Source organism: Citrobacter sp. MGH110 (assembly GCF_001037515.1).
GTDB lineage: Bacteria > Pseudomonadota > Gammaproteobacteria > Enterobacterales > Enterobacteriaceae > Citrobacter > Citrobacter portucalensis.
In genome coordinates, this window is sequence record NZ_KQ089830.1 from 3,072,367 (window position 1) to 3,096,912 (window position 24,546).

The 24,546-nt window shown below is 52.4% G+C and carries 21 protein-coding genes; 12 read left to right on the forward strand and 9 right to left on the reverse strand.

Annotated features, from left to right (window positions below):
* The first annotated feature begins 39 nt into the window (after positions 1 to 39).
* Complete coding sequence (locus SK38_RS14475; RefSeq protein ID WP_048236193.1) at positions 40 to 690, forward strand: LysE family translocator; 651 nt, start codon at positions 40 to 42, stop codon at positions 688 to 690.
* A 324-nt stretch (positions 691 to 1,014) separates the two neighbouring features.
* A complete protein-coding gene (gene mdtM / locus SK38_RS14480) occupies positions 1,015 to 2,256 on the forward strand; it encodes a multidrug efflux MFS transporter MdtM (protein WP_008786100.1) in 1,242 nt (413 codons plus the stop codon).
* Between the two features lie 80 nt (positions 2,257 to 2,336).
* Here the strand turns inward: mdtM and metC are convergent, their stop codons facing one another.
* Together metC and SK38_RS14490 are read right to left on the reverse strand one after the other, a co-directional pair.
* Positions 2,337 to 3,527: a cystathionine beta-lyase gene (gene metC / locus SK38_RS14485; protein ID WP_048236194.1), complete on the reverse strand. Its 1,191-nt coding sequence runs from the start codon at positions 3,525 to 3,527 to the stop codon at positions 2,337 to 2,339.
* A 30-nt stretch (positions 3,528 to 3,557) separates the two neighbouring features.
* Positions 3,558 to 4,790, reverse strand: a complete 1,233-nt coding sequence (locus SK38_RS14490) for a dicarboxylate/amino acid:cation symporter (RefSeq protein WP_048215020.1) — start codon at positions 4,788 to 4,790, stop codon at positions 3,558 to 3,560.
* A 219-nt stretch (positions 4,791 to 5,009) separates the two neighbouring features.
* On the opposite strand from SK38_RS14490, the gene SK38_RS14495 reads away from it, so the two are divergent.
* The 8 genes from SK38_RS14495 (at position 5,010) to SK38_RS14530 (ending at position 11,917) form a co-directional block, all read left to right on the forward strand.
* The gene (locus tag SK38_RS14495; protein ID WP_003845596.1) at positions 5,010 to 5,936 is read left to right on the forward strand and encodes a LysR family transcriptional regulator; all 927 of its coding nucleotides are present in this window, start codon (positions 5,010 to 5,012) and stop codon (positions 5,934 to 5,936) included.
* A 75-nt stretch (positions 5,937 to 6,011) separates the two neighbouring features.
* Positions 6,012 to 7,292: a DUF445 domain-containing protein gene (locus SK38_RS14500; RefSeq protein WP_048236195.1), complete on the forward strand. Its 1,281-nt coding sequence runs from the start codon at positions 6,012 to 6,014 to the stop codon at positions 7,290 to 7,292.
* Between the two features lie 13 nt (positions 7,293 to 7,305).
* Positions 7,306 to 7,770, forward strand: coding sequence for a GNAT family N-acetyltransferase (locus tag SK38_RS14505; RefSeq protein WP_048236196.1), 465 nt, complete (start codon positions 7,306 to 7,308; stop codon positions 7,768 to 7,770).
* A 95-nt stretch (positions 7,771 to 7,865) separates the two neighbouring features.
* Entirely contained in the window at positions 7,866 to 9,017 is a 1,152-nt protein-coding gene (locus tag SK38_RS14510; RefSeq protein ID WP_048236197.1) for a double-cubane-cluster-containing anaerobic reductase, read from the forward strand.
* Between the two features lie 9 nt (positions 9,018 to 9,026).
* Positions 9,027 to 9,794, forward strand: a complete 768-nt coding sequence (yjiL, locus tag SK38_RS14515) for a putative 2-hydroxyacyl-CoA dehydratase activator YjiL (protein WP_048236198.1) — start codon at positions 9,027 to 9,029, stop codon at positions 9,792 to 9,794.
* Entirely contained in the window at positions 9,791 to 10,042 is a 252-nt protein-coding gene (locus tag SK38_RS14520; protein ID WP_048236199.1) for a putative Se/S carrier protein, read from the forward strand. The genes yjiL and SK38_RS14520 overlap by 4 nt, the downstream gene beginning before the upstream one ends.
* A 94-nt stretch (positions 10,043 to 10,136) precedes the next feature.
* Positions 10,137 to 11,324 (forward strand): MFS transporter, encoded by a 1,188-nt coding sequence (locus SK38_RS14525; RefSeq protein WP_048215022.1) that lies wholly within the window; start codon positions 10,137 to 10,139, stop codon positions 11,322 to 11,324.
* A gap of 191 nt (positions 11,325 to 11,515) precedes the next feature.
* The gene (locus SK38_RS14530) at positions 11,516 to 11,917 is read left to right on the forward strand and encodes a hypothetical protein (protein WP_048236200.1); all 402 of its coding nucleotides are present in this window, start codon (positions 11,516 to 11,518) and stop codon (positions 11,915 to 11,917) included.
* A gap of 62 nt (positions 11,918 to 11,979) precedes the next feature.
* Here SK38_RS14530 and SK38_RS14535 read toward each other — a convergent pair whose 3' ends face one another.
* The 4 genes from SK38_RS14535 to uxuA all read right to left on the reverse strand — a co-directional run bounded on the left by SK38_RS14535 (position 11,980) and on the right by uxuA (position 17,711).
* The gene (locus SK38_RS14535) at positions 11,980 to 12,987 is read right to left on the reverse strand and encodes a porin (RefSeq protein WP_048236201.1); all 1,008 of its coding nucleotides are present in this window, start codon (positions 12,985 to 12,987) and stop codon (positions 11,980 to 11,982) included.
* Positions 12,988 to 14,021: 1,034 nt separating this feature from the next.
* The gene (gene uxuR, locus SK38_RS14545; protein ID WP_048236202.1) at positions 14,022 to 14,795 is read right to left on the reverse strand and encodes a Uxu operon transcriptional regulator; all 774 of its coding nucleotides are present in this window, start codon (positions 14,793 to 14,795) and stop codon (positions 14,022 to 14,024) included.
* A 175-nt stretch (positions 14,796 to 14,970) separates the two neighbouring features.
* Complete coding sequence (locus tag SK38_RS14550) at positions 14,971 to 16,446, reverse strand: fructuronate reductase (RefSeq protein WP_048236203.1); 1,476 nt, start codon at positions 16,444 to 16,446, stop codon at positions 14,971 to 14,973.
* An 80-nt stretch (positions 16,447 to 16,526) separates the two neighbouring features.
* Positions 16,527 to 17,711, reverse strand: coding sequence for a mannonate dehydratase (gene uxuA / locus SK38_RS14555; protein WP_032942283.1), 1,185 nt, complete (start codon positions 17,709 to 17,711; stop codon positions 16,527 to 16,529).
* 261 nt (positions 17,712 to 17,972) lie between these two features.
* Here uxuA and gntP point away from each other — a divergent pair, with 261 nt between their 5' ends.
* Entirely contained in the window at positions 17,973 to 19,316 is a 1,344-nt protein-coding gene (gene gntP, locus SK38_RS14560; protein WP_003033260.1) for a gluconate permease GntP, read from the forward strand.
* 49 nt (positions 19,317 to 19,365) lie between these two features.
* Here the strand turns inward: gntP and SK38_RS14565 are convergent, their stop codons facing one another.
* Genes SK38_RS14565 through SK38_RS14575 form a run of 3 tightly spaced genes read right to left on the reverse strand, consistent with a single transcriptional unit; the run spans position 19,366 to position 22,211 of the window.
* Entirely contained in the window at positions 19,366 to 20,061 is a 696-nt protein-coding gene (locus SK38_RS14565) for a LutC/YkgG family protein (RefSeq protein ID WP_048236204.1), read from the reverse strand.
* Complete coding sequence (locus tag SK38_RS14570; RefSeq protein WP_048236205.1) at positions 20,054 to 21,481, reverse strand: LutB/LldF family L-lactate oxidation iron-sulfur protein; 1,428 nt, start codon at positions 21,479 to 21,481, stop codon at positions 20,054 to 20,056. Before SK38_RS14570 ends, SK38_RS14565 begins: the two co-directional genes overlap by 8 nt.
* A gap of 10 nt (positions 21,482 to 21,491) precedes the next feature.
* Positions 21,492 to 22,211 (reverse strand): (Fe-S)-binding protein, encoded by a 720-nt coding sequence (locus tag SK38_RS14575; RefSeq protein WP_001102107.1) that lies wholly within the window; start codon positions 22,209 to 22,211, stop codon positions 21,492 to 21,494.
* Positions 22,212 to 22,792: 581 nt separating this feature from the next.
* On the opposite strand from SK38_RS14575, the gene SK38_RS14580 reads away from it, so the two are divergent.
* Entirely contained in the window at positions 22,793 to 24,346 is a 1,554-nt protein-coding gene (locus tag SK38_RS14580) for an L-lactate permease (RefSeq protein ID WP_048236206.1), read from the forward strand.
* Positions 24,347 to 24,546 lie beyond the last annotated feature (200 nt).

The window sequence follows — 24,546 nt, forward strand, 5'->3', positions numbered from 1 at the left end:
AGGCGTACGGTGATCTCAGATTCATTCTCTGAGGTCGCTATGTCGCTGCTTTCTGTACTTTTTCCTTCTGCTTTTCCCGCGCTGGCACTGGCGCATTTCGTCGCATTGCTTAGCCCCGGGCCGGACTTCTTTTTACTGGTCGGTTACGCCGCACGATACCGGATGCGCGGCAGCGCCGGGTTGTGCGTGGGGATCGCTTTCGGCAACGGGCTGTATGTTCTGCTGGCAATTATCGGTTGGGGGATCCTGCGCCAGCTTCCCCTGTTGTTTACGGTTATTGAGCTGCTGGGCGCGCTTTATTTATTGTGGATTGGCAGCCTGCTGGTACGCAGCCGCCCGCAAACGCTGACCGGAACAGACGCTCAGTCTACCTGTCCAGGATTTGGCAAACAGCTACTGCTGGGATTGGGTTCGTCACTGCTCAACCCAAAAAATGCGCTGTTCTATCTGGCGCTAATGACCGCCCTGCTCGGCCCGTCGGTGACGCTGCTGCAACAAACCATGAGCGGGATCTGGATGACCAGCGTAGTGCTGTGCTGGGATCTGCTGATCGTGATGTTCATCGGTTTACCGCAGATCCAGAGACGGTTATCCAGAGGGATATTATGGGTAGAACGTATCGCTGGCGGTGTATTGATTATCTTCGGTTGTGCCATCGCTCTGCGGTTTTTGCAGAGCATCGCAGTCTGATTTGCAGGGCGATTTTCTGCACATAAACAGGATAAACTCGTTTAATTAATATCCAATCCGCATTAAACTGCGGATGGTTATTACCCGTTCAACTTACTCTTCCTGAGGTGCGATGTGCTGATTGTTACCTGTAATCGTTACGTTTTCTGACCCAGCGTCAGTGAGCGTATCTTCTGTTTGCGCTTCGCGCAGACAGCGTTTTTGATTACATGAAATTCAGTACATTTGCAGTCTGCTTTTTTCTGTCATCGGTCTGACGTCTCAAAGACGGTATTGAATTTCGCTATTCCCGTTGAGGGTTTTCTCCCGACAAGGAGCTGTTTTATGCAACGGATTCTCGCGTTTTTCTCCCAACGCGCCACAACGCTATTTTTTCCTGTCGCATTGATTTTATATGACTTCGCCGCCTATCTGTCGACGGACCTAATCCAGCCAGGCATCATCAATGTGGTGCGTGATTTCAACGCCGATGTTAGCCTGGCACCCGCTGCGGTGAGCCTCTATCTGGCGGGCGGCATGGCGCTGCAATGGCTGCTGGGGCCGCTTTCCGACCGAATTGGCCGTCGACCCGTGCTGATTGCGGGGGCGTTAATCTTTACCCTCGCCTGCGCTGCCACGCTGTTCACTACCTCAATGACGCAGTTTCTGGTAGCCCGATTTGTGCAGGGCACCAGCATCTGCTTTATCGCGACCGTTGGCTATGTCACGGTGCAGGAGGCGTTTGGGCAAACGAAGGCCATTAAGTTAATGGCGATAATCACTTCCATTGTGTTGGTTGCACCGGTTATCGGCCCGCTCTCCGGAGCGGCGCTAATGCACTTTGTACACTGGAAGATCCTGTTTGCCATCATTGCCGTCATGGGGCTTATCGCCCTGATTGGGTTAATGTTAGCCATGCCGGAAACCGTCCAGCGCGGCGCGGTGCCGTTCAGTGCCCGCGGCGTAGTGCGTGATTTCCGCGACGTTTTCCGTAACCGGGTGTTCCTGTTTGGCGCAGCCACGCTGTCGTTAAGTTATATCCCGATGATGAGCTGGGTAGCGGTCTCGCCGGTTATTCTGATCGATGCTGGCGGCATGACCACATCGGAGTTTGCCTGGGCACAGGCCCCGGTGTTCGGCGCAGTGATCGTCGCCAATATGGTGGTGGTTCGTTTCGTGAAAGATCCGACCCGACCGCGCTTCATCTGGCGGGCCGCACCTATACAGCTGAGCGGGCTGGCAGTGCTGATTGTCGGCAATTTACTGTGGCCGCACGTCTGGCTGTGGTCGGTGCTGGGGACCAGCCTGTATGCGTTTGGTATTGGGATGATCTTCCCGACGCTGTTCCGCTTTACGCTGTTTTCCAACAACTTACCGAAGGGTACGGTTTCCGCATCGTTGAATATGGTGATCCTGACGGTGATGGCGGTTTCTGTCGAAATTGGACGCTGGTTATGGTTTAACGGCGGCAGGATTTCGTTTCATCTGCTGGCGGTTGCGGCAGGGATAGCTGTCGTGTTCACGCTGGCAGGTTTACTCAAACGGGTACGCCAGCATGAGGCAACGACGTTAGCCACTGAAAACTAACCTGCCCGCTAATCCGGCCTACGACAACTATGTAGGCCGGATAAGGCGCTTGCGCCGCATCCGGCTACGCTCACATCACCTTACGCAATGCGTGCAAATCCCGCTTCCAGATCGGCAATCAGGTCGTCGATATCCTCAAGGCCAATATGCACCCTGACCAGCGTGCCGCTGAAATCTACCTCTCCAGCCGGACGAATGCTGTTCAGATCTTCCGGCTGGTTCGCCAGAATGAGCGACTCAAATCCGCCCCACGAATAGGCCATATGGAACAGCGAGAAGTTATCGAGGAAATTCGCCATCTGTTCGTCGGTCAGTCTCTTTTTCAGCACAAACGAGAACAGGCCTGAGCTTCCGATAAAATCACGCTGAAAATACTCATGGCCCGGACATTCCGGTAATGCCGGATGATTCACCCGTGCCACTTCCGGCCTTGCCGACAGCCAGCGGGCAATATGGATGCTGCTCTCCTGATGCTGCTTAAGGCGTACCGCCAGGGTGCGCAATCCGCGGCTGCCGTTGTAGGCCGTATCGGCATCCAGCGTTTGTCCCATCAGATAGGAGTTTTCGCGTAAACGATCCCAACAACGGGCGTTCGACACCGCCGTGCCCAGCATGGCGTCCGAATGGCCGATGGTGTACTTCGTTCCCGCCTGAATGGAAATATCCACGCCATAATCCAGCGCTTTGAACAGCACGCCCGCCGCCCAAGTGTTGTCGATCATAATGACAATCTCCGGATTCACCGCGCGGATAGCCTTCACCATCCCCGGCACGTCCTGGACTTCCATGGTGATAGAACTTGGTGACTCAAGGAATACAACCTTTGTTTCCGGACGCAGAAGATCGACGATACCTGCACCAATCAGCGGATCGTAATACGTTGTTTCCACGTTGAATTTACTCAGGATCTTATTGCAAAAATCCTGGGTTGGTTCATAGGCCGCACCCGTCATCAGAATATGATCGCCACCCTGAACAAACGCCAGAATCGCATTGGTCACCGCCGCAGCACCACATGGGTACAGCGCACAGCCAACGCCGCCTTCCAGTTCGCTCATTGCCTTCTGGAAGGCAAAGTGGGTATAGGTTCCGCGACGACCATAAAACAGCTCGCCGTTCGCGCGATTGGCGGTGGCAAATTTCTTGTCCTTCACGGTATCAAATACCAGTGAAGAGGCGCGTTGGATAACCGGATTCACCGCTCCCTGGGTATAGCGTTTGTCGCGACCAGCAACAACCAGGTGCGTTTCAAGCTTCATTGCGTCTTTCATAACATCTCCTGTTCTTAATCCGTGTGAAACCTATACCACCGCAGCAGTAGAGTTTATTTCAGCGTTGGTCTGCTTTTTTCCAGCGAACCGTTCAACAATCTGCGCCGCATTCAAATCATGGATAACGTTAATCAGTGTGGCCGGCGCATCGGTAATGGTGCCCAGCACCACCAGCATAGGGATTGCTTCCATCGGCAGGCCCAGCGTGGTGACGATAAAGATTTCACCGAGGAACGCCCCGCCCGGCACGCCACCAACGATAATGGCGGAGAGCACCGCAATCAGCATCGTCAGGAAGAAGGTTTCGGTGGTGAATTCCATGCCCAGCACGGAATAGATAAAGACAATTTTTAGCGCGGCAATCATCGCCACGCCGCCCTTGTTGAGGTTAACCAGCAGCGGAATGGAGACATCAACGATTTCCGGGTTAATCCCCATCGCCTTACCGGCACGCAGCGTCACCGGGAGCGTCCCCAGTGAAGAGCAGGTACCCAGCGCGGTCGCAGACGGTTCAATCGCGTTACGCCAAAAGGCTTTGACCGCCGGAATACCGCCGCCAATATACGAATAGAGAATCGAGCCAAAGACAAAGTAGACCAGCGTAGCAACCATAAACAGGCCGATGGCGCGGGCAAAGGTTAACAGTAGTGCAGAGTCCTGACTGGCCATGGTGGCGGCGAAGTAGCAGCCCAGACCAATCGGCGCGACCTTCATAATGATCGAAACGATCTTCATGATCACGGTATTGGCGTCTTCCAGCAGCGACGCAATACGTTTACCGGCCTGATCCGACTGGCCAATTGCGACACCGGCGATGATCGCCATTACGATCAGCGCCAGAATATTGGACTTAGAAAACAGTCCGATAAAGTCGCTGGTGGTGATCATACTGACAAAATCCATCTTACCGCTGCCCGCCTGCACCGACTGCGAGAGATCGATAGTGACGCCCTGCGCCGGGTTATACCAGAGCGCCAGCGCGACGATCCCGGCGGCTGGAATAAAGGCCATGGCGATCGAAACAATAAAGATAATCGCCATAATGCGTCCCAGCCTTTTCAGGTCGGTCATACTGGCGATCGAAGACATAACGCTGATCCCCACCAGCGGCACAATAATCATAAATAACAGGTTTAAGAATATCTGGCCTATTGGCTGGAGTTTACTTGCAAACGATGGGGCATAAATACCTAATAAGCCGCCAATCACCAGAGCAACTAATAAAATAATCGACGATTTGTAGGGTTCGAGTCGTGACCACATAATCGGTACCTTTAGAATAATAATTAATGAGATTAAATTCACAATGTGATGAGTTTCCGTTTCGCCTCCTTTTATTTTGTGACGTAACTCACCTAAGTTGTTATTTTTTCATTTTGCCAGCAAGTTGTTTCCTGTGATTCAATAGTTGCATGTTTAAAACGCGAATGTAACGGCCTATTCGTACCGTTTTTGCAAATCACTTGTGAATTAAAGGAAACTATGAGTACGCCAATTTCACTCAAGCATCTGGAGTTTTTTACTAAAATCGTCGACTGCGGAGGATTGTCAGAAGCCGCGGCACAGCTCAACGTATCGCCGTCTGCGGTCAGCAAAAGTCTGGCTGCGATGGAAGACACGCTGGGCACGACATTAATTAAACGCACCACCCGCAGTATTACCCTGACCGACGCCGGGCAATATCTCTTCAACCGCGCTAATAAGCTTTTGAAAGAATTCGATGAAACGCTGAATACCACTTCCGGTTATTACCACAGCCCGCAGGGTGAATTACGCATAACCTGCTCAATTGCGTTTGGTTATTCCCGGCTGGTGAACCTGGTGGATAAATATCGCTCCCAGTTCCCGGATGTGAATCTGTATATCGATCTCAACGATAACTTTGTGAATCTGAACGAAACAGATTTCGACATCGCCCTGCGCATCTCCACCGCACCGCCGCAAAACTATGCGATGCGCAAGCTGGTGCCTGTTCGCTGGGCGTACTGTGCCTCACCCGGCTACCTCGCCAAAAAAGGCATGCCCCAGCGTCGAAGCGATCTGGTGGATCATGATTGTCTGGTTTATCCCGGCCTCACACCGGTGCTCAAGGTGGCGGATGAACAGGATCGTCTGCATCAGTTGAAACTGCATATGCCGATCCAGGCCAACAGCAGTCTGGTATTGCTGAAGTCAGTATTAGAAGATCAGGGAGTGGCGTATTTGCCCACCTATCTGATTGGCGATCATATTCAAAAAGAAGAGATAACGCCGCTGATGCTCGACGGCACTATCACCTGTGAAACTCACGCCCTGTATGCGCTGTACTTTCCCAGCAAGTACAGCAATCCGAAGGTGCGATCGTTTATCGATTTTCTGGTGGCGGAACTCGGCCCCTTGCCCGCCTGGGACAACTGGATCCCTGAGTAAGCCCAGCCCACCTGAAAATGGGAGGCGCTCCACATTTTTTGCGCGATCCCCCCGTCTGGCTCTATCCTTAAGCCTATGAATAAAATTGCTGAACTCAAACGCGCCAAGCGACTGGCGCTCTCATTGCTGCTGATTGCCGCTGCCACCTTCGTCATCACGCTGTTTCTGCCGCCTAACTTTTGGGTACTGGGGATCAAAGCGATCGCCGAAGCGGCGATGGTGGGCGCGCTGGCGGACTGGTTTGCCGTGGTGGCGCTTTTTCGCCGGGTGCCGATCCCGTTTATCTCGCAGCACACGGCGATTATCCCGCGCAATAAGGATCGGATCGGCGAAAACCTCGGTCAGTTTGTGCAGGAAAAATTTCTCGATACCCAGTCGCTGGTCGCGCTGATCCGCCGCCATGAACCGGCGCTGTTGATCGGCAACTGGTTCAGCCAGCCGGAAAACGCCCAGCGTATTGGCCAGCATCTGCTGCAGATCATGAGTGGTTTTCTCGAACTGACCGACGACTCGCGCATTCAACGGCTGATCAAGCGGGCGGTGCACAAGGCCATCGACAAGGTCGATCTCTCCGGTACCAGCGCGCTAATGCTGGAAAGCATGACCAAAAACAATCGCCATCAGGTGCTGCTCGACACGCTGATCGCCCAACTGATCGCCCTGCTCCAGCGCGACAGCTCGCGAGTGTTTATCGCCAGACAGGTCGTGCACTGGCTGGAAACCGAACATCCGCTGAAAGCGAAGATCCTGCCAACCGAATGGCTGGGCGAGCACAGCGCCGAGCTGGTGTCTGATGCCGTTAACTCCTTGCTGGATGACATCAGCCACGATCGCGCACATCAGATCCGCCATGCCTTCGATCGCGCCACGTTTAAGCTCATCGATAAGCTCAAACACGATCCGGAGATGGCCGTGCGGGCCGAAAGCCTGAAAAGCTATCTGAAGGAAGATGAAGCCTTCAACCGTTATCTTGGCGAGCTGTGGGCAGACCTGCGTCAGTGGGTGAAAACCGACATTAACGCCGATGATTCCCGCGTGAAGCAGCACATCGCCAGCGCCGGGCAGTGGTTCGGCGAAACGTTGGTAGCCGACAGCGCCCTGCGCGCCTCACTGAATGGGCATCTTGAGCAGGCCGCACATAAAGTAGCGCCAGAGTTCGCCACCTTCCTGACGCGCCACATTAGCGACACGGTGAAAAGCTGGGATGCACGCGATATGTCGCAGCAAATCGAGCTGAACATCGGTAAAGATTTGCAGTTTATCCGCGTCAACGGCACGCTGGTTGGCGGTTCTATTGGGCTGGTGTTATATCTGTTGTCGCAAATTCCTTCCCTGCTGACGCTGGCGAATTTTTAAGGAGAAAAATTCAATGACGATGAACATCCGCATTTTTTCCCTGCGCGAAACACCGGAAAAACTGCACGAGGTCACCGCTTACTTTCAGCAACAATGGGCCTCAGAAGACTCCATGAGAGTTTACGAGGATGCACTGCATCGTTGTATTGGCGCAAAGAACCCGCTACCGCAGTGGTACTGGCTGCAGGACGGCGACAGCATTGTTGGCTGCGCCGGATTGATCACCAATGATTTTATCAGTCGCGGCGAACTGTGGCCGTGGCTATGCGCACTCTATATCGATCCTCGCTATCGTGGTCACGGTCTGGCGTTTCGCCTGATTGAACATATTGCGCAGCAGGCCAGACAGTTAGGCTTTATGCGGCTTCATTTGTGTACTGACCTGGAAGGCTTATACGAGAAAGCGGGATTTTACTTTGACGGGCCGGGCTATCATCCGTGGGGGGAAGTCTCACGGGTCTACAGTCGTAATCTGTAAGCGCACAATTGTTGTACATCAATAAAGCCAGATAAATTGCATGGTTATAATGCGACGTCTTTTTACTGTCTCCCGTGTTACGGGGAAGGAAAATCATGTCGCTAATCACCGATTTACCCGCCATTTTCAACCAGTTCTCCGACGCTCGTCAGAAAGGTTTTCTCACCGTAATGGATCTTAAAGATCAGGGTATCCCGCTCGTTGGAACCTATTGCACCTTTATGCCACAGGAGATAGCGATGGCGGCAGGTGCGGTCGTCGTTTCGCTATGCTCAACCTCTGATGAAACCATTGAAGAGGCCGAAAAAGATCTGCCACGTAACCTGTGTCCGCTGATCAAAAGCAGCTACGGGTTTGGTAAAACGGATAAATGTCCGTACTTCTACTTCTCTGACCTGGTGGTGGGCGAAACGACCTGCGATGGTAAAAAGAAGATGTACGAGTACATGGCTGAATTTAAAGCGGTACATGTGATGCAACTGCCCAACAGCACCAGTGATACGGCTTCACGGGCGCTGTGGAAAGCCGAGATCCTGCGTTTGCAGCAGGTAATCGAAGCCCGTTTTGGCACCCCGATTACCGAAACTGCGCTACGTGAAGCTGTTATTCTAAAAAACCAGGAACGTCGTGCACTGGCAAACTTCTACCGCGTTGGTCAGCTCAACCCACCCGCACTCAGCGGCAGTGACATTCTGAAAGTCGTCTACGGTGCAACCTTCCGCTTTGATAAAGCAGCACTTATCGACGAGCTTAATAGCATGGCCGAGCGGGTACATCAGGAATGGCAGGCCGGGAAACGTCTGGCGTCGCGTCCACGCATACTGATAACCGGCTGCCCCATCGGCGGCGCGGCAGAAAAAGTGGTTCGTGCCATTGAAGAAAACGGCGGTTGGGTGGTGGGCTATGAAAACTGCACCGGGGCGAAAGCCACTGAACAGTGTGTGGAGGAAACTGGCGACGTCTACGACGCGCTGACCGATAAATACCTCGCCATCGGCTGCTCATGTATTTCCCCTAACGATCAACGTCTGAAAATGCTCAGCCAAATGGTTGAAGAGTACCAGGCTGACGGCGTCGTCGATGTCATTTTACAGGCTTGCCACACTTACGCCGTTGAATCACTCGCCATCAAACGCCACGTCCGCCAACAGCACAACATTCCCTACATCGCCATTGAAACTGACTACTCCAGCGCGGATATCGGCCAGCTTAGCACTCGTGTCGCCGCGTTCATTGAAATGTTGTGAGGAACAGGGATGACATACTCAATAGGGATAGATTCCGGCTCCACAGCGACTAAAGGTATTTTGCTGGAAAGGAACGTCATCAGACGTCGCTTTCTCTGCCCAACACCTTTTCGCCCTGCCGAAGCAATCGCGCAGGCATGGGAAACGCTGCAGGCGGGGCTGGACGTTAGACCATTTTTAACCCTCACTGGCTACGGACGGCAGCTCGTGGATTATGCTGACAAACAGGTCACTGAAATTTCCTGCCACGGACTGGGGGCACGCTTGCTGGCTCCCGGTACCCGCACAGTGATTGATATCGGCGGTCAGGACAGTAAAGTCATCCAGCTAGATGATGATGGTAACCTCAGCGATTTCTTGATGAACGACAAATGTGCGGCTGGGACCGGACGATTTCTGGAAGTCATCTCACGCACGCTCGGCGCCAGCGTAGAGCAGTTAGATGCGATTACCGCTGGCGTCGAACCACATGCCATCACCAGCATGTGCACGGTTTTTGCCGAGTCAGAGGTTATCAGCCTGCGCTCTGCGGGTGTCGCGCCGGAGACCATTTTAGCGGGTGTGATCAACGCGATGGCCCGACGCAGCGCGAATTTCATCGGACGGCTTTCAGGGCAGGCTCCACTGTTATTTACCGGGGGAGTAAGCCACTGTCACGCCTTTGCTCGTATGCTTGAAGGCCACATTGGCATTCCCGTACACACGCATCCCGACGCGCAGTTTGCTGGGGCGATTGGGGCCGCGTTAATTGGTCAGCGTCAGGGGAAACGTGAGTGAAGGAAACACTGTTCTTGTTTCATACTACCCTCGGCGTCATCAAAACGCGTAAAGCGCTACAGGCTGCGGGTATGTGCTTTCGGGTGGCAGATATTCCCCGCGAGCTACGCGGTGGCTGCGGGCTGTGCATTTACATCGACTGTGTTGCTGGCAAGGAGGATGAGTGGATAATTCCGGGTCATACCAAATCTATCTACCATCTTGAAAACGGAGACTGGCGCTGCCTTGCCACTTTTCCTCCTTCCTGAACGTGCCAGGGGACTTATTTTTATTTTACTTTTCATTATCATTTACACATGTAATATAACAATTATCAGCTAACAGCGCGAAATGAGAGTCCGTATGTCCCAGGGAAGCCCAGATTCAAATCGTCATGCCATCAGCGTCGCGCTTTTTGGCATGCTGGTCTTAACACTGGGTATGGGAATTGGGCGCTTTCTGTATACACCAATGCTGCCGGTACTGCTGTCGGAAGGTCAATTTACATTTGACCAACTCTCCTGGATTGCCAGCGCCAACTACGCCGGGTATCTGGCGGGAAGCCTGCTCTTCTCCTTCGGGCTCTTCCATCTTCCCTCACGCTTACGCCCGATGCTGCTAACGTCCGCGCTCGCTACCGCAGGGCTGATTCTGGCGATGGCAAGCTTAACGCAGCCCGCGCTGGTGATGCTGATCCGCTTTCTGGCGGGCGTCGCCAGTGCAGGTATGATGATCTTTGGCTCAATGATCGTTCTGCATCATACCCGGCATCCCTTCGTGATCGCGGCATTGTTCTCCGGCGTTGGCGCAGGCATTTTGCTGGGCAATGAATATGTTATTAGCGGTCTGCATTTTGCGCTTTCATCGCACACGCTCTGGCTGGGCGCAGCGGCAGCCTCGGCTCTGTTCTTTGTGCTACTGGTTATACTCCTGCCATCTCGCAACCACGTGCTCCCCGCTGCGGCCCCGGTAAAAACAGAGCATCAGCCTATGTCCTGGTGGCTGCTGGCTCTACTGTACGGGCTGGCCGGATTTGGCTACATCATTGTCGCCACCTACCTGCCGCTGATGGCGAAAAGTGCCGGTTCGCCGCTGCTGACTGCCCATCTCTGGTCGCTGGTCGGCATATCGATAATTCCGGGGTGTTTCGCCTGGCTGTGGGCCGCCCGACGCTGGGGAGTATTGCAATGCCTGACGGCGAATTTGCTGATTCAAAGCGCCTGCGTGGTCATGACGCTCGCCAGCGGCTCCTTGCCGCTGCTGGTGATAAGCAGCATGGGGTTTGGCGCAACGTTTATGGGAACCACCTCACTGGTGATGCCGCTTGCCCGTCAACTAAGCGTACCGCGCAATATTAATCTGCTGGGCCTGGTCACTCTGACTTACGGCATTGGGCAAATACTTGGTCCGCTATTAACCAGCCTGCTGGGAAGCGGCGCACAGGCGATCGTTAACGCCACGGTGTGCGGCGCGGTCGCGTTGTTTATTGCGGCACTTATCAGCCTCACGCAATTATACAAACAGCGTTTCGCCTCGCCAAAAAGGGTATAACCGGCTAACGTCTAAAGAAGATATATTCGGATTAGTCCGCAATTAAATGTCAGCATTTAATAAATCGCAAATAATCGGCAATTACCCGCCAGACAATTTATAATTCCCGGCTGTTCATTTATAAACTCAATTTAAAATGCGTAAAAATGGACATATTAATTCAACATCAACACCATCTTCGGGAAAGGCACATGTCGTGGTTTAAAAAAATACTACTGGGGTTAATTATTTTTGCGGGTTTAATTGGCACGCTAAAGGATTATAAAGACTTTGGCCTGTTTGGCGCACTGGGATTGTTTATTATCTTCCTGTTATCAACAACATTCTTATGGCAATGGGCCTCTGGCAAGTTACCAGAGATAACAAAGTTACATGCCATACTTATTTTACTGGCCAGCGCGGTAGCCTCCATTTTTGTTATCAATATGGCAATTGCCGGAAATTTGCATGTGGATTTAATGGAAGTCATGCGCATTACCATTACCCATAATCCGCTTTTTTATCTGATCCTCTGCGTGGTCGCATGGGTAAAAGTGGGCATCTGGCAATGGCTGTTTAGCGGTGTACAGATGAAAGAAAGTCAGCCGGTTTAAACTCCAACAGATGTAAAAAAGGCGTCTTAACCAAGACGCCTTTTTCGTACTAGTATAACTACTTAGAACTGATAGGTCAGACCCGCAACAACCTGATTGTCGCCGTCTTTGCCATCGAGCAGGTTAATTTTGTAACCCACATCAGCAACCATGTTTTTGTTGAAGTAGTAGTCTGTGCCCAGCGCAACGTATTCGGTCAGATCGTTATTGTTGTTGTCACGTGCATGAACGTATGCCACGTTCGGACGCAGACCAAAATCAAACACATAGGCCGCCATCGCTTCAAAGTGCTGCGCTTTGTCCGCATCCTGAATCAGGTTATGGGATTCACCGTACATGGTCGCAACGTAGATAGCGTTTGCATCATATTTCAGGCCAGCACCCCAGAATTCTGCGTTTTCGCCATCCCAACCATTTTGTTTCTGCTGAGCAGTCACAGAACTGTTGGTGTAGGCTGCAATGGCAGATACGCCGGAATCAGCGATATTGTCGTAGCCCAGGGAGAAGCCGTAGCCATTGCCGTGCTGTTTCGTCGGATCCTTATCGGAATCATCCTGACCCTGATATTGCGCGCCCAGGCTCAAGCCATCAACGGCACCAAACAGATTTTTGGTGCGGAGTGTTGCAACGCCAGAAGTGCGTGTAGTAAGGAAGCGGTCAGTATTTTCATAGGAGTCACCGCCGAACTCTGAGAGAGTGTCAGTGTAAGCTCCCACGTCGTAAGCGATACCGTAGTTACGACCGTAGTCAAAGCTAACGTCATGGCCATAATCCAGACCAGCAAACGCCAGACGTGTATTAACACCATTCTGAGAACCTTCTGCTTTAGCGGCATCAAACTGACTTTCAAACTGACCATAGCCAGTCAGTTGATCGTTGATTTGAGTCTCACCGCGAAAACCCAGACGTGCGTAGGTGCCGTCAGCATCGGTGCCGTCAGTCCAGGAGTGGACCGCTTTGACTTTGCCGTACAGATCCAGTTTGTTGCCATCTTTATTATAAATTTCCGCTGCATGAACGGAGGTTACCCCTAATGCCATTACAGCTAATGCCACTACTGACTTTTTCATGTTATTACTCACTTTTAATTGTGAATTTTGCTATCAACTTTGTTATGAAGGCGGAATGCCCACATAAAAAAGTCCCCTCCAGATAAGGGGAAACACCAATAACACACCGAAAAAATATACCAATAAAGGCAATAATGAAGTGGCAAGACCTATTTCAATTTTGGGTTTTAAAGAAAACCCGAACAGAGAGTAATTACTTAGATTCTTCGCTTGTGCTCTCATTAATAGAGCGATGTAACATTAACGCCTCAGCGATAATATCTTGTTTACTTTTACGGGTTTCAAATGCCAGCGTCCGAACATATTCCCATAGAGAAGTATCGACACGGGCACTTAATAGAACCATATCTTTTGATCGGGTTCCCCTGGCTTTTCGGATATCAGGGTAATCTCGAGAGGGCATCGTCATCATCTCCTGAACGCAATAAGACGCTTATGGCGATGAAATATGCAGTCAGTGTAAAAACATGTCAACGGTAAAAAACATTCACAATCGTAATAAAACTGTTAATAAACAGCGGAAAAATGGAACGATATTTCAAGTGAAAGATAACTTGTTTATAGAATAATGTGTAATTTTAACTTTACATATATTCGTTTTTATTCATTTGATTAAAAAAGCATGAATCATTCACATGGATAATGATATACAGTCAAAACATCATTGCAGCCAATAGGTTACATGTAGTTATTAATGTCTACTTTTACGCAAACCACGTGTTTTTATGCGCTGCTATGCCAGGCGGCCCTGCCCTAACCGCAGCGGAAATCACTTTGATTCTCACTTAATACAGACCAGTTTTGTCTAAAAATACGCACGAAAAGGTAAAAATAAGGTAAATAGCGCATTTTTTCGCAAGCAAAAATAAGTTGTTTTTAATTGATGAAAATCAATTTACATTACACAGGGCGGCGAAAAAAATGATCACTGAAGACTATGGAAACCATTTTTTACATAAGGTTTAAGACGTAAAAAGAAAGGTTGCTATGCAATGCCGAGCGGGCCGGAACAGCCCGCATGAGAGGTGGTAAAATCAGGCGTTAACTTTATCCAGCGGCCAGGAGTCAAACAGATAGCCATCGAAGTCGATGTCATCAACATTTGAAAACTCCAGCAGGCGCTGTTTGACGTTTTCCAGATGCTGCCACATCGCCAGCTTGGCCGCGCGGGCATCCTTTTTGATTAACGCTGCCAGGATCTGTTTGTGGTCACCCATCCACTCTTTACGATAGTGGGTATCATCGAGATGGCTATGAAGCTGGATCCACATCGGGTTGTTCTCGCGCCACTGCCATGACTGGCGGAACAGCTCCACCAGCATGCTGTTATGCGTGGCCTCGGCGATAGCGAGATGGAACTGCATGTCACCGCTTTCAGAACCGTTCGGTTCGCTGGAGGCCAGCTCCCGCTCTTCCAGTTGCAACGCCTGGCGCATTTTGACGATATCTTCGCGGGTGGCCTGCAGCGCGGCAAATTCGGCGATGTTGCTTTCCAGCAGCTGTCGCGCCTGGAGCAGCTCAAACGGGCCTGCATCATTGCAATGATTCACATCCGAACTGTCGATGGTCTGAGCTTCTACATTGTCGAGCACGTAGATCCCGGCGCCACGACGCACGTCCACCAGACCTTTAATTTCCAGCATGATTAACGCTTCGCGCACCACCGTGCGAGTGACATTGAGTCTCTCGGCGATTTCACGCTCCGGCGGCAAGCGCTCACCAGGCAGGTACGGCGTCTGGACAATCAGATCGCGGATCATTGCACCCACTTCCTGATAGGGTCTTTGCTGAGAAGTGTTTGATTTCATCGTGTTATGTCCGTCAGATGCGTCAATTCAGAATCCGGAGGCTGGATGACTGCGCACACCTTATCCGGCCTACCAATAACGTTTTTTCGCCTGAACTATAGCATTTGCGGGAAGCCAAAAACAGAAAACGGGTCAACCAAATTAGTATTTTGATTGACCCGTCATACCTGGGAGGTTATGCGTCAGCGCTTAACGCTGCAACGCACTCGCGTGCGCCGTGTTCACACAGCTGTTGATACGCCGCGGTAACCGTCGCAACAAAGTCGGCGTTTTCCGCCAGATCATGACCAAAAATGCCGCTCAACCCCAGCAGAGCCGTCACGCGTTCGGCTCCCTGGAACTGTTGGTTAATGCGCTGGAATTCGGCCTGCATTGGGTCGACAACATCAATGACCTGCCCCTGTTCATCCACACCGTGGGTGTAGCGCATCCAGCCCGCGATGCCCAGTGCCAGATGACGCCAGCCGCTGCCGTTTTGCAGATGCAGACGCACCGGATCCAGCAGGCGCTGCGGCAGTTTCTGGCTGCCGTCCATCGCAATCTGCCAGGTACGGTGGCGCAGAGATGGGTTGCTGAAACGCTCGATCAGCAGCGTCGCGTAGGCGTTGAGATCGGTACCTTCCGGCATCGACAGCGTCGGCGCTTGCTCCTGCATCATCAGCGCAAACGCCGCTTTGCGGTACGCTGGATTGGTCATGGTGTCAGCGATGGTTTCATAACCGCCAAGATAGCCCAGATAAGCGAGGAAAGAGTGGCTGCCGTTGAGCATGCGCAGTTTCATCATTTCAAACGGTACTACGTCGGCAACAAACTGTGCGCCGACTTTGTCCCAGTCAGGGCGACCGTTAACAAAGTTGTCTTCAATCACCCACTGGCGGAACGGTTCGCAGGCGATAGCGCACGGATCGTAAACGCCCAACTGGTCGGCAATCTCCTGCAACGTTTCTGGCGTTGCCGCCGGAACAATGCGGTCTACCATGGTGCACGGGAAAGTGGCGTTTGCTTCAATCCACTGCGCCAGCTGCGGGTCACGCGCCTGCGCCAGGCCCAGCACCGCGACTTTCGCCACATGCCCATTTTCACGCACGTTATCGCAGGACATCACGGTAAAGGCCGCCAGCCCCTGCTCACGACGCAGATGCAGCGCCTGTACGATGTAACCAATCGCCGATTTCGGCGCGGCTGGATTTGCCAGATCGTGTTTAATCAGCGGGTTATTGAGATCTAACTGGCCGCTGGCAGCATCGGTGCAGTAGCCTTTTTCCGTGACCGTCAGCGAGACAATTGCCGTCTGCGGGCGTGCCATGGCCTGTAAAATACCATCACAGCCGTCAAGCTCCGGGTGCAGCGCTTCTTTCATCGAGCCGATCACTTTCAGCACGGTGTTGTCCGCGCCTTTTTCCGCCACGGTATACAGCAATTGCTGCTTGCGCAGGTTTTCAATCAGTATGCAGTCATTACCCGGCATCAGGTTAACTTCACAGATACCCCAGTCGCTGTCGGTGGTTTCCAGAAGATGGTGGGTGTACAGCGCCTGATGCGCGCGGTGAAAAGCGCCGCATCCCAGGTGAACAATGCGGGATTGCAGACGAGAGCTGTCCCATGCGGGGCGCGCAACCGGCAGGTTGCTATTGGCAATTGTCGTTGTCATCGTGAACTCCAGATCCCGTCGGAAAGACCAACGGTGAGAAAAGAAAAAAGCCGGCCAGACAGGCGACCGGCAACACTGCTTTAGCGGCTAAAGAAAGCGCGCTGGATAGCCATCTCAACGCCACGCACTTCCGCCAGGCCTTTCAGGCGACCAATCGCGGAGTAACCTGGGTTGGTTTTCTTTTTCAGGTCGTCAAGCATCTGGTGACCGTGGTCCGGGCGCATAGGGATCAGATCTTCTTTGCCCTCGGCTTTACGGCGCTGTTCTTCCTCAACGATCGCTTTCACCACTTCGTACATGTCAACGTCGCCATTTAGATGCGCCGCTTCATGGAAGGTTTTCGGGTTATCTTCACGCAGCGTGGAGCGCAAATGGGTGAAGTAAATGCGCGGGCCAAACTGTTTGATCATGTCGACCAGGTCGTTATCCGCACGAACGCCGTAGGAGCCGGTACACATGGTGAAACCGTTCGCCATGCTGTTGACCGTATCGACCATCCACTGCATGTCTTCCACGGTGGAAACAATGCGTGGCAGGCCAAGGATTGGGCGCGGCGGATCGTCAGGATGTACCGCCATACGCACACCGACCTCTTCTGCTACCGGAATAATCGCCTTCAGGAAGACGGCAAAATTCTCACGCAGCGCAGCTTTATCGATATCCTTATAGCGTTCAAGATGCTGGCGGAACTGGTCGAGCGTGTAGCCCTCTTCCGCGCCCGGCAAACCGGCGATGATATTGCGGGTCAGACGTGCTTTGTCTTCTTCGCTCATGGTGGTGAAGCGTTCATTCGCCTGCGCAATCTCTTCGGCGGTGTAGTCCGCTTCCGCGCCCGGTCGTTTGAGGATATGCAGCTCAAAGGCGGCAAATTCAATTTGATCGAAACGCAGCGCTTTGGAGCCGTCCGGCAGGACGTATTCCAGGTCGGTACGGGTCCAGTCGAGAACCGGCATAAAGTTGTAGCACACGGTACGAATGCCGCACTCGGCCAGGTTACGCAGGCTTTGCTGGTAGTTGGCAATCCACTGCTGATAGTTGCCGGAACGGGTTTTAATGTCTTCGTGGATCGGTACGCTTTCGACGACCGACCATACCAGGCCCGCCTGCTCAATAATGGCTTTGCGTTTCAGGATCTCATCAACCGTCCACACTTCCCCGTTCGGGATATGGTGCAAGGCAGTGACAACGCCCGTTGCACCCGCCTGACGCACATCCGCTAAGGTGACCGGATCGTTAGGACCATACCAGCGCCATGTCTGTTCCATGTTTTATTCCTCGTTTACGTTATGGACTCGACGATATGGCACATAAATTCCTCCTTTTGGTATTACATGTCAACCTGAAGCGATAAATTGGTTAACCAAATCACGATATCTGCTGACCATACCGCTAATTAACGGCCATACAACCCAGTATTAATGTAAACATGTAACGCAATGTGACATCCATCGCATCATAGGTTGACCAATATATGTAACATCTCAACCAAAATCATAATAGTTCAACCAAAGTAAGGTAGACGTTATATGCACGTTCTCAATATTCTGTGGGTTGTATTCGGCATCGGCCTGATGCTAGTGCTCAATTTAAGATTCAAAATAAACTCGATGGTCGCTCTGCTGCTGGCGGCACTCTCGGTCGGTATGCTGGCGGGAATGGATTTAATGGAACTGCTGCATACCATGAAATCCGGTTTTGGCAGCACGCTGGGGGAGCTGGCGATTATCGTGGTATTCGGGGCAGTCATCGGTAAGCTGATGGTTGACTCCGGCGCGGCGCATCAGATTGCCCATACGCTACTGGCGCGACTCGGTCTACGTTACGTGCAGCTGTCGGTGATCATTATTGGTCTGATCTTCGGCCTGGCGATGTTCTATGAAGTGGCGTTTATTATGCTGGCACCGCTGGTGATCGTCATTGCCGCGGAAGCGAAGATCCCGTTCCTCAAGCTGGCGATTCCTGCGGTTGCCGCCGCCACCACCGCTCACTCACTGTTCCCACCGCAGCCGGGTCCGGTCGCGCTGGTTAACGCCTACGGCGCTGACATGGGCATGGTTTACATCTACGGTATCCTGGTGACCATTCCGAGCGTGATCTGCGCCGGACTTATCCTGCCGAAATTCCTCGGCAACCTCGATCGTCCAACGCCGTCATTCATGAAGGCCGACGTACCGGTTGACCAGAACAACCTGCCGTCCTTCGGCGTGTCTATTCTGGTGCCGCTGATCCCGGCGATCATCATGATCTCCACCACCATCGCCAACATCTGGCTGGTGAAAGGGACGCAGGCGTGGGAAGTGGTCAACTTCTTAGGCTCCTCGCCGATTGCAATGTTTATCGCCATGGTTGTCGCCTTCGTGCTGTTTGGTACCGCGCGCGGTCACGACATGCAGTGGGTAATGAACGCCTTTGAAAACGCGGTGAAAAGCATCGCCATGGTGATCCTGATCATCGGCGCGGGCGGCGTACTGAAGCAAACCATTATCGATACCGGCATCGGCGATACCATCGGCATGCTGATGTCGCACGGCAATATTTCTCCCTACATCATGGCGTGGTTGATAACCGTGCTGATTCGTCTGGCAACGGGTCAGGGCGTGGTCTCAGCCATGACGGCGGCGGGGATTATTAGCGCAGCGATCCTCGACCCGGCAACCGGTCAACTGGTGGGCGTCGACCCGGCGTTGCTGGTGCTGGCAACAGCGGCCGGCTCCAACACCCTGACCCATATCAACGATGCTTCGTTCTGGCTGTTCAAAGGCTACTTTGACCTGTCGGTGAAGGATACGCTGAAAACCTGGGGTCTGCTGGAGCTGGTAAACTCCGTGGTTGGCCTGATTATCGTGTTGATCATCAGCATGATTGCATAACGTCGATACCGCTCTGGCCTATAGCGCCAGAGCGGTTTTCCATCCTGCCTCAACAATCCTCAATAATCAGATACACCGCTTTCACCGGGCCATGCACCCCAACCACCTTGATAAGCTCAATATCCGCCGTCGAGCTGGGTCCACTGATGATATTAATGCATGATGGCATACGCTCACCGGCCTGTGCTTTCTGATGCAGCTTTTCTGCCAGTTGCGCCACGCGCGGCAGGATGGTGCTTTTACGCAGCACGAAAATCGAGGACTCCGGCAACAGGCTCAGGGAGCGCCCGCGCTCTGGTGCGGAAAACAGTACCACGCCGCCGGACTCGGTCAGGCCATACTCGGCATACACCACGCCCACTTTCGCCTGCTCGGCCTGGGTAATATTTTCGCTACCACGCGCCGGATCCCAGACCACGGCGTGGCATTCCTGCTGCAAGCGTTCGGTGATGCCCAGCTCCACCAGCCGGCTGTCGCCGCTCAGCACCACAGGCTGCTGACCCAATTCTTCGCACAGGCGCAGCGCCGCGTCTGCGGCCTGGTCCTCGCTGGTCAGTTCGCAGCGGGCCAGCATCACTTCGCTGGCAAACTGGATAAACGCAGAGCAGCGCTGCTCGGGGCTAAGCTCGGTCAGGCGCTCGTTGGCATAGTTGTTAACCGGTGCGGCATCCGCTTGCGGTTCGAAGCGCAGCGGGCGACCCAGCGCCTGGGCGATGGTGTTTAAAAACGCGGTACGGTTATCCATTCTTTTTCTCCTGCGCCTGATGTTTCTTAAACCAGCTACGGAAGCTCTCGCCGTCAGCATCAGGCAGATCGCGCGCCTCCATCCAGTCACCAATCGCGCCAACCTTGAGCGGGGTTTTGCCGCCATTGATAAACCAGCTCGCCGCATGCGCGCCCGCCATCATCCCGACTTTCCACAGCCCCGGATGGCTATTGGCATAGGCGAACATCTTGATCGCCCGTCGCTCGGCTTTCGGCGTAATGCCCTCCTCGGCCATCACCCGGCGATGACGCAGGATCAGTTTTGACAACGGAATACGCACCGGGCAGACGCTGTCACAGGCCGTGCATAAAGAACAGGCGTACGGCAGGTCTTTAAAATCTTTATAGCCGCCGAGCAGCGGAGAAATCACCGCGCCGATGGGTCCAGGATAGATAGAGCCATAGCCATGTCCGCCGATGTGGCGGTACGCCGGACAGGTGTTCATACAGGCTCCGCAGCGGATGCAGCGCAGCACATCGCGAAACTCTGAGCCCAGCACCTGCGAGCGACCGTTATCGACAATCACCAGATGGAACTCTTCCGGTCCGTCAACGTTATTCGCCTCACGCGGGCCGGTCAGCCAGGTGTTGTAGCCCGTCAGACGTGCACCCACGGCGCTGCGCGCCAGCATGGTGATCAGCACATCCACCTCGGCAAAGGTCGGCGCGATACGCTCCATGCCCATCACCGCAATGTGCGTTTTCGGCAGCGTGGTGCACATGCGCGCATTGCCTTCGTTGGTCACCAGACACACCGAGCCGGTTTCCGCCACGGCAAAGTTACAGCCAGTAATACCGATTTCGGCACTGAGGAAATCCTCGCGGATCTTCTGACGAATGAACAAGGTCATAGCTTCCGGGGTTTCCGGGCCGTCGTACCCCAGACGTTCGTTCAGCACGCGGCGGATCTGGTAGCGATCTTTATGAATCGCCGGAACCACGACGTGCGAAGGCGGATCCTGATCCAACTGCAGAATATATTCCCCGAGATCGGTTTCGATCACCTGGATTCCGGCATCCTGCAGCACGTGGTTGACGCCGATTTCTTCGGTCACCATCGACTTGGACTTCACCACCTTCTTCGCATTTTTACTCTGCGCGACCTGCAAAATGTAGCGAGTGGCGTCTTCTTTGGTTTTGGCGAAATAGACGTGTCCGCCGTTTTCCGTCACTTTCTCGGAGAGTTGGTACAGGTAAGCGTCGAGGTTGCTCAGAACGTGATCGCGGATCTGGCTGGCACGATCGCGCCAGTCTTCCCAGTGGCCTAACTCATCGACCATTTTTTGCCGATTCGCGCCGATACGCTCCTGCGCATTAGCCACGGCTTTGCGCATGATCGGATCTTCTATCTGCTGACGAATACGCAGTTTAAATTCTACATCGCTGGTTTTTATCGACATCTCTTTCCCCTCAGCGGCTCATCAGCACTTCAGCAATATGCATCACTTTGACCGGCTGGCCTTCCCGTTGCAGTCGGCCGCCAATGTTCAGCAGGCAGCTAACGTCTGCGCCAATCAAATATTCCGGCTTTGCATCCATCAGATGTAAGACTTTCTCTTTCACCATCTCACCGGATATCTCGGCCATCTTGACCGAGAACGTCCCGCCAAAGCCGCAACAGGTATCCTGATCGGCAAACGTCAACAGCTCCAGTCCGCGCACGTTTTTCAGCAGCGTAAGCGGCTCTTCCTTCACTCCCAGTTTGCGGGTCAAGCTACAGGAAGGATGATACACAGCGCGGCCCTGCAGGCTGGCACCAACGTCCACCACGCCCAGTTTGTTGACGATAAAGGAGGTGAGATCCTGCATACGCGCGGAAACTTTCTCAGCACGCAGCGCCCATTCCGGTTCATCGGCCAGATACGTCGGGTAGCTTTTTACCGCGTAGGTGCAGGAGCCTGCCGGGGAGATAATCGGATCGTCGTTGTCTTCCAGCGCGGCGATCAGGTTTTTCATCCCGGGGATCGCCTCTTTGATGTATCCGCTGTTGATGGCTGGCTGACCGCAACACCCTTGCTTCTCGGGGAAATTCACGCGACAACCCAGTTTTTCCAGCAGCAATACGGAGTCTCGTGCCATCCGTGATTTCAGTGCGTCACCAATGCAGGTAACAAAGAAATTTACATTCACAATAACTACTCCATTGCTTCATTTCTGTTTATTGCGCTTGATATCGCGATATCAAGCAAAGATTCAGCTGTATTTCACGCCCAGTTTTTGTATTTGCTTGTTTTACTAATGTCTGGGTTCATTATGATGCACGGATCGTTTTCCTTTGATAGCGACTCTCCTCTTCTTATATCAGGACAATCGCAAATGTTTGTATTTTCATTTGTATGACAAAATCAAATAATCCCCTAATCAACATGCATATGCAATACCCATGTTTATTTATTTCGGACTTGCTCACATTTTTATATTGAAAACGACAGTGTTATTAACACCTTATTAAATAGTTTCGAATGATTACTACCTTCGTCACTACCATTATTAAAAATGTTATTAAATAACCACTTATGGGTATTTACCTTGCTCTTAAGTATATTTATCTGGCATTGAATTTTAATTAAAAGATTACAATAGTTACAAAACCATAAATCATAATTACTTTATTCACTGAAGCGATTCAGTTTACATATTTTATTTACACAGCAATGTAGCCTTCCCGCCATAAATATAAATCAGGTTTAATGAACCAATCAGGAATAGCAATGAACGAATATTTTATGTTTGCCCTGGCACTATCTCCTTTACTACTTATGGTATTTTTAATACTGAAATTAAAAATGCCCATCCATTATTCCGTACTGATTTCTTTGGTATTCACCGCTGCACTATCGGCAATATTCTGGGAAATGCCCGTACAAAATCTGAAAGCCGCGATAGGCTATGGCGCACTGAAGGGACTATGGCCGATCGTGATTGTGATCCTCGGCGCTATTTTCAGTTATAACGTCATGCAAGCGACCAAAGCACTGGATATTTTGCGCGATATTCTCGCCAGCATTAGCGAAGATAAGCGTATTCAGGTGCTGCTGATTTCATGGTGTTTTGGTGGATTTCTTGAAGCCGCAGCGGGCTATGGCACGGCGGTCGCTATTCCGATCGGCATTCTCATTGCGCTGGGATTCAACCCGCTGAAAGCAGCGATTGCTTCTCTCGTGGCGAATACCGTTCCCACCGCATTCGGCGCGGTCGGGATCCCGGTTTCTATTCTGGCTGAACAGGTTAATCTGCCGGTTTATACCTTAGGCGGAACCATTATTTTGCAGCTCGCGCTGTTTAATATCCTGCTGCCGTTTGTGATTGTCTGCATTATTGGCGGCGGCCTGAAAGCCATTCGTGGCGTATTTCTGATCACGTTGATTTGCGGCATTTCCACGCTGATTCCGCAATATTTTGTCGCCATTCATCTTGGCGCGGAATTACCCGCTTTTGCCGGTAGCCTGGTCAGCCTGTTTGCCGTGGCGATGGTCAGTCGCCTGCGCAAAGGGAAAACCGATCCAGAGTGGCGCATTGAGGTCAGCCATACCCGCGAAACCACGCCGCGCTCGGCAAAAGTGCTGTTCCGGGTTGGCTCTATCTATCTGTTTATTTTTGTGTTTATCCTGCTGTGTTCGCCGCTGTTCCCGACAATAAAAGGCGCGGCGTCCCAACTGGCTTCGGTGCTGCATTTCACGTTGGCTGACGGTAAAACGATGGCACTGAAAGTTGAATGGGTGACCACACCAGGGATGCTGATCATCTTTGCGACCATTATCGGCGGTTTTATTCAGGGGGCGTCCGCACGCGGGATGCTGGAAGTATTTATCAAAACCATTTTCCAGCTTAAAAACTCTATCGTCGCAATTATGGCGATCGTCGCGCTGGCCACGGTGATGGACCTCAGCGGGATTATCTCCACGCTGGCGCAGTCGATTGTCGATCTGACCGGCAGCTCGTACGTCTTCCTCTCCCCGGTGATTGGCGCGCTGGGCACGTTCGTTACCGGCAGCGATACCAACTCGAACATTCTGTTCGGCAAGCTGCAAACCATTGCTGCCAGCAAGTTGCATATCGATCCTAACTGGCTGGCGGCGGCCAATACCTCTGGCGCTACGGGGGGGAAAATGATTTCGCCGCAAAGCATCGCCATCGCGGTTTCTGCCACCAAAATGGACGGTCAGGCCAACCAGATTATGTCTGGCACCATGAAATACTGCTGCGCCTACATTGTGATCCTCGGCCTGAAAGTCGGTCTCTTTTATTACTGGTTTATGGCGTAAGCCATTGTCAACCCCGTCAAATTCGCGGCAATCGTATTTGACGACACAGTGACCAAAAAGGTTTACACCGTCCCAGGAACGGAACAAGGCGACAGGCTTTACGATTTGTCGGCGCTGACTAAAATAGCGCCGATGTTTCAAATCGAGGATTGTTGTTATGTTGTTCTGGAAAAAGATGGTGAAGAAGTTCGACGCCTTTT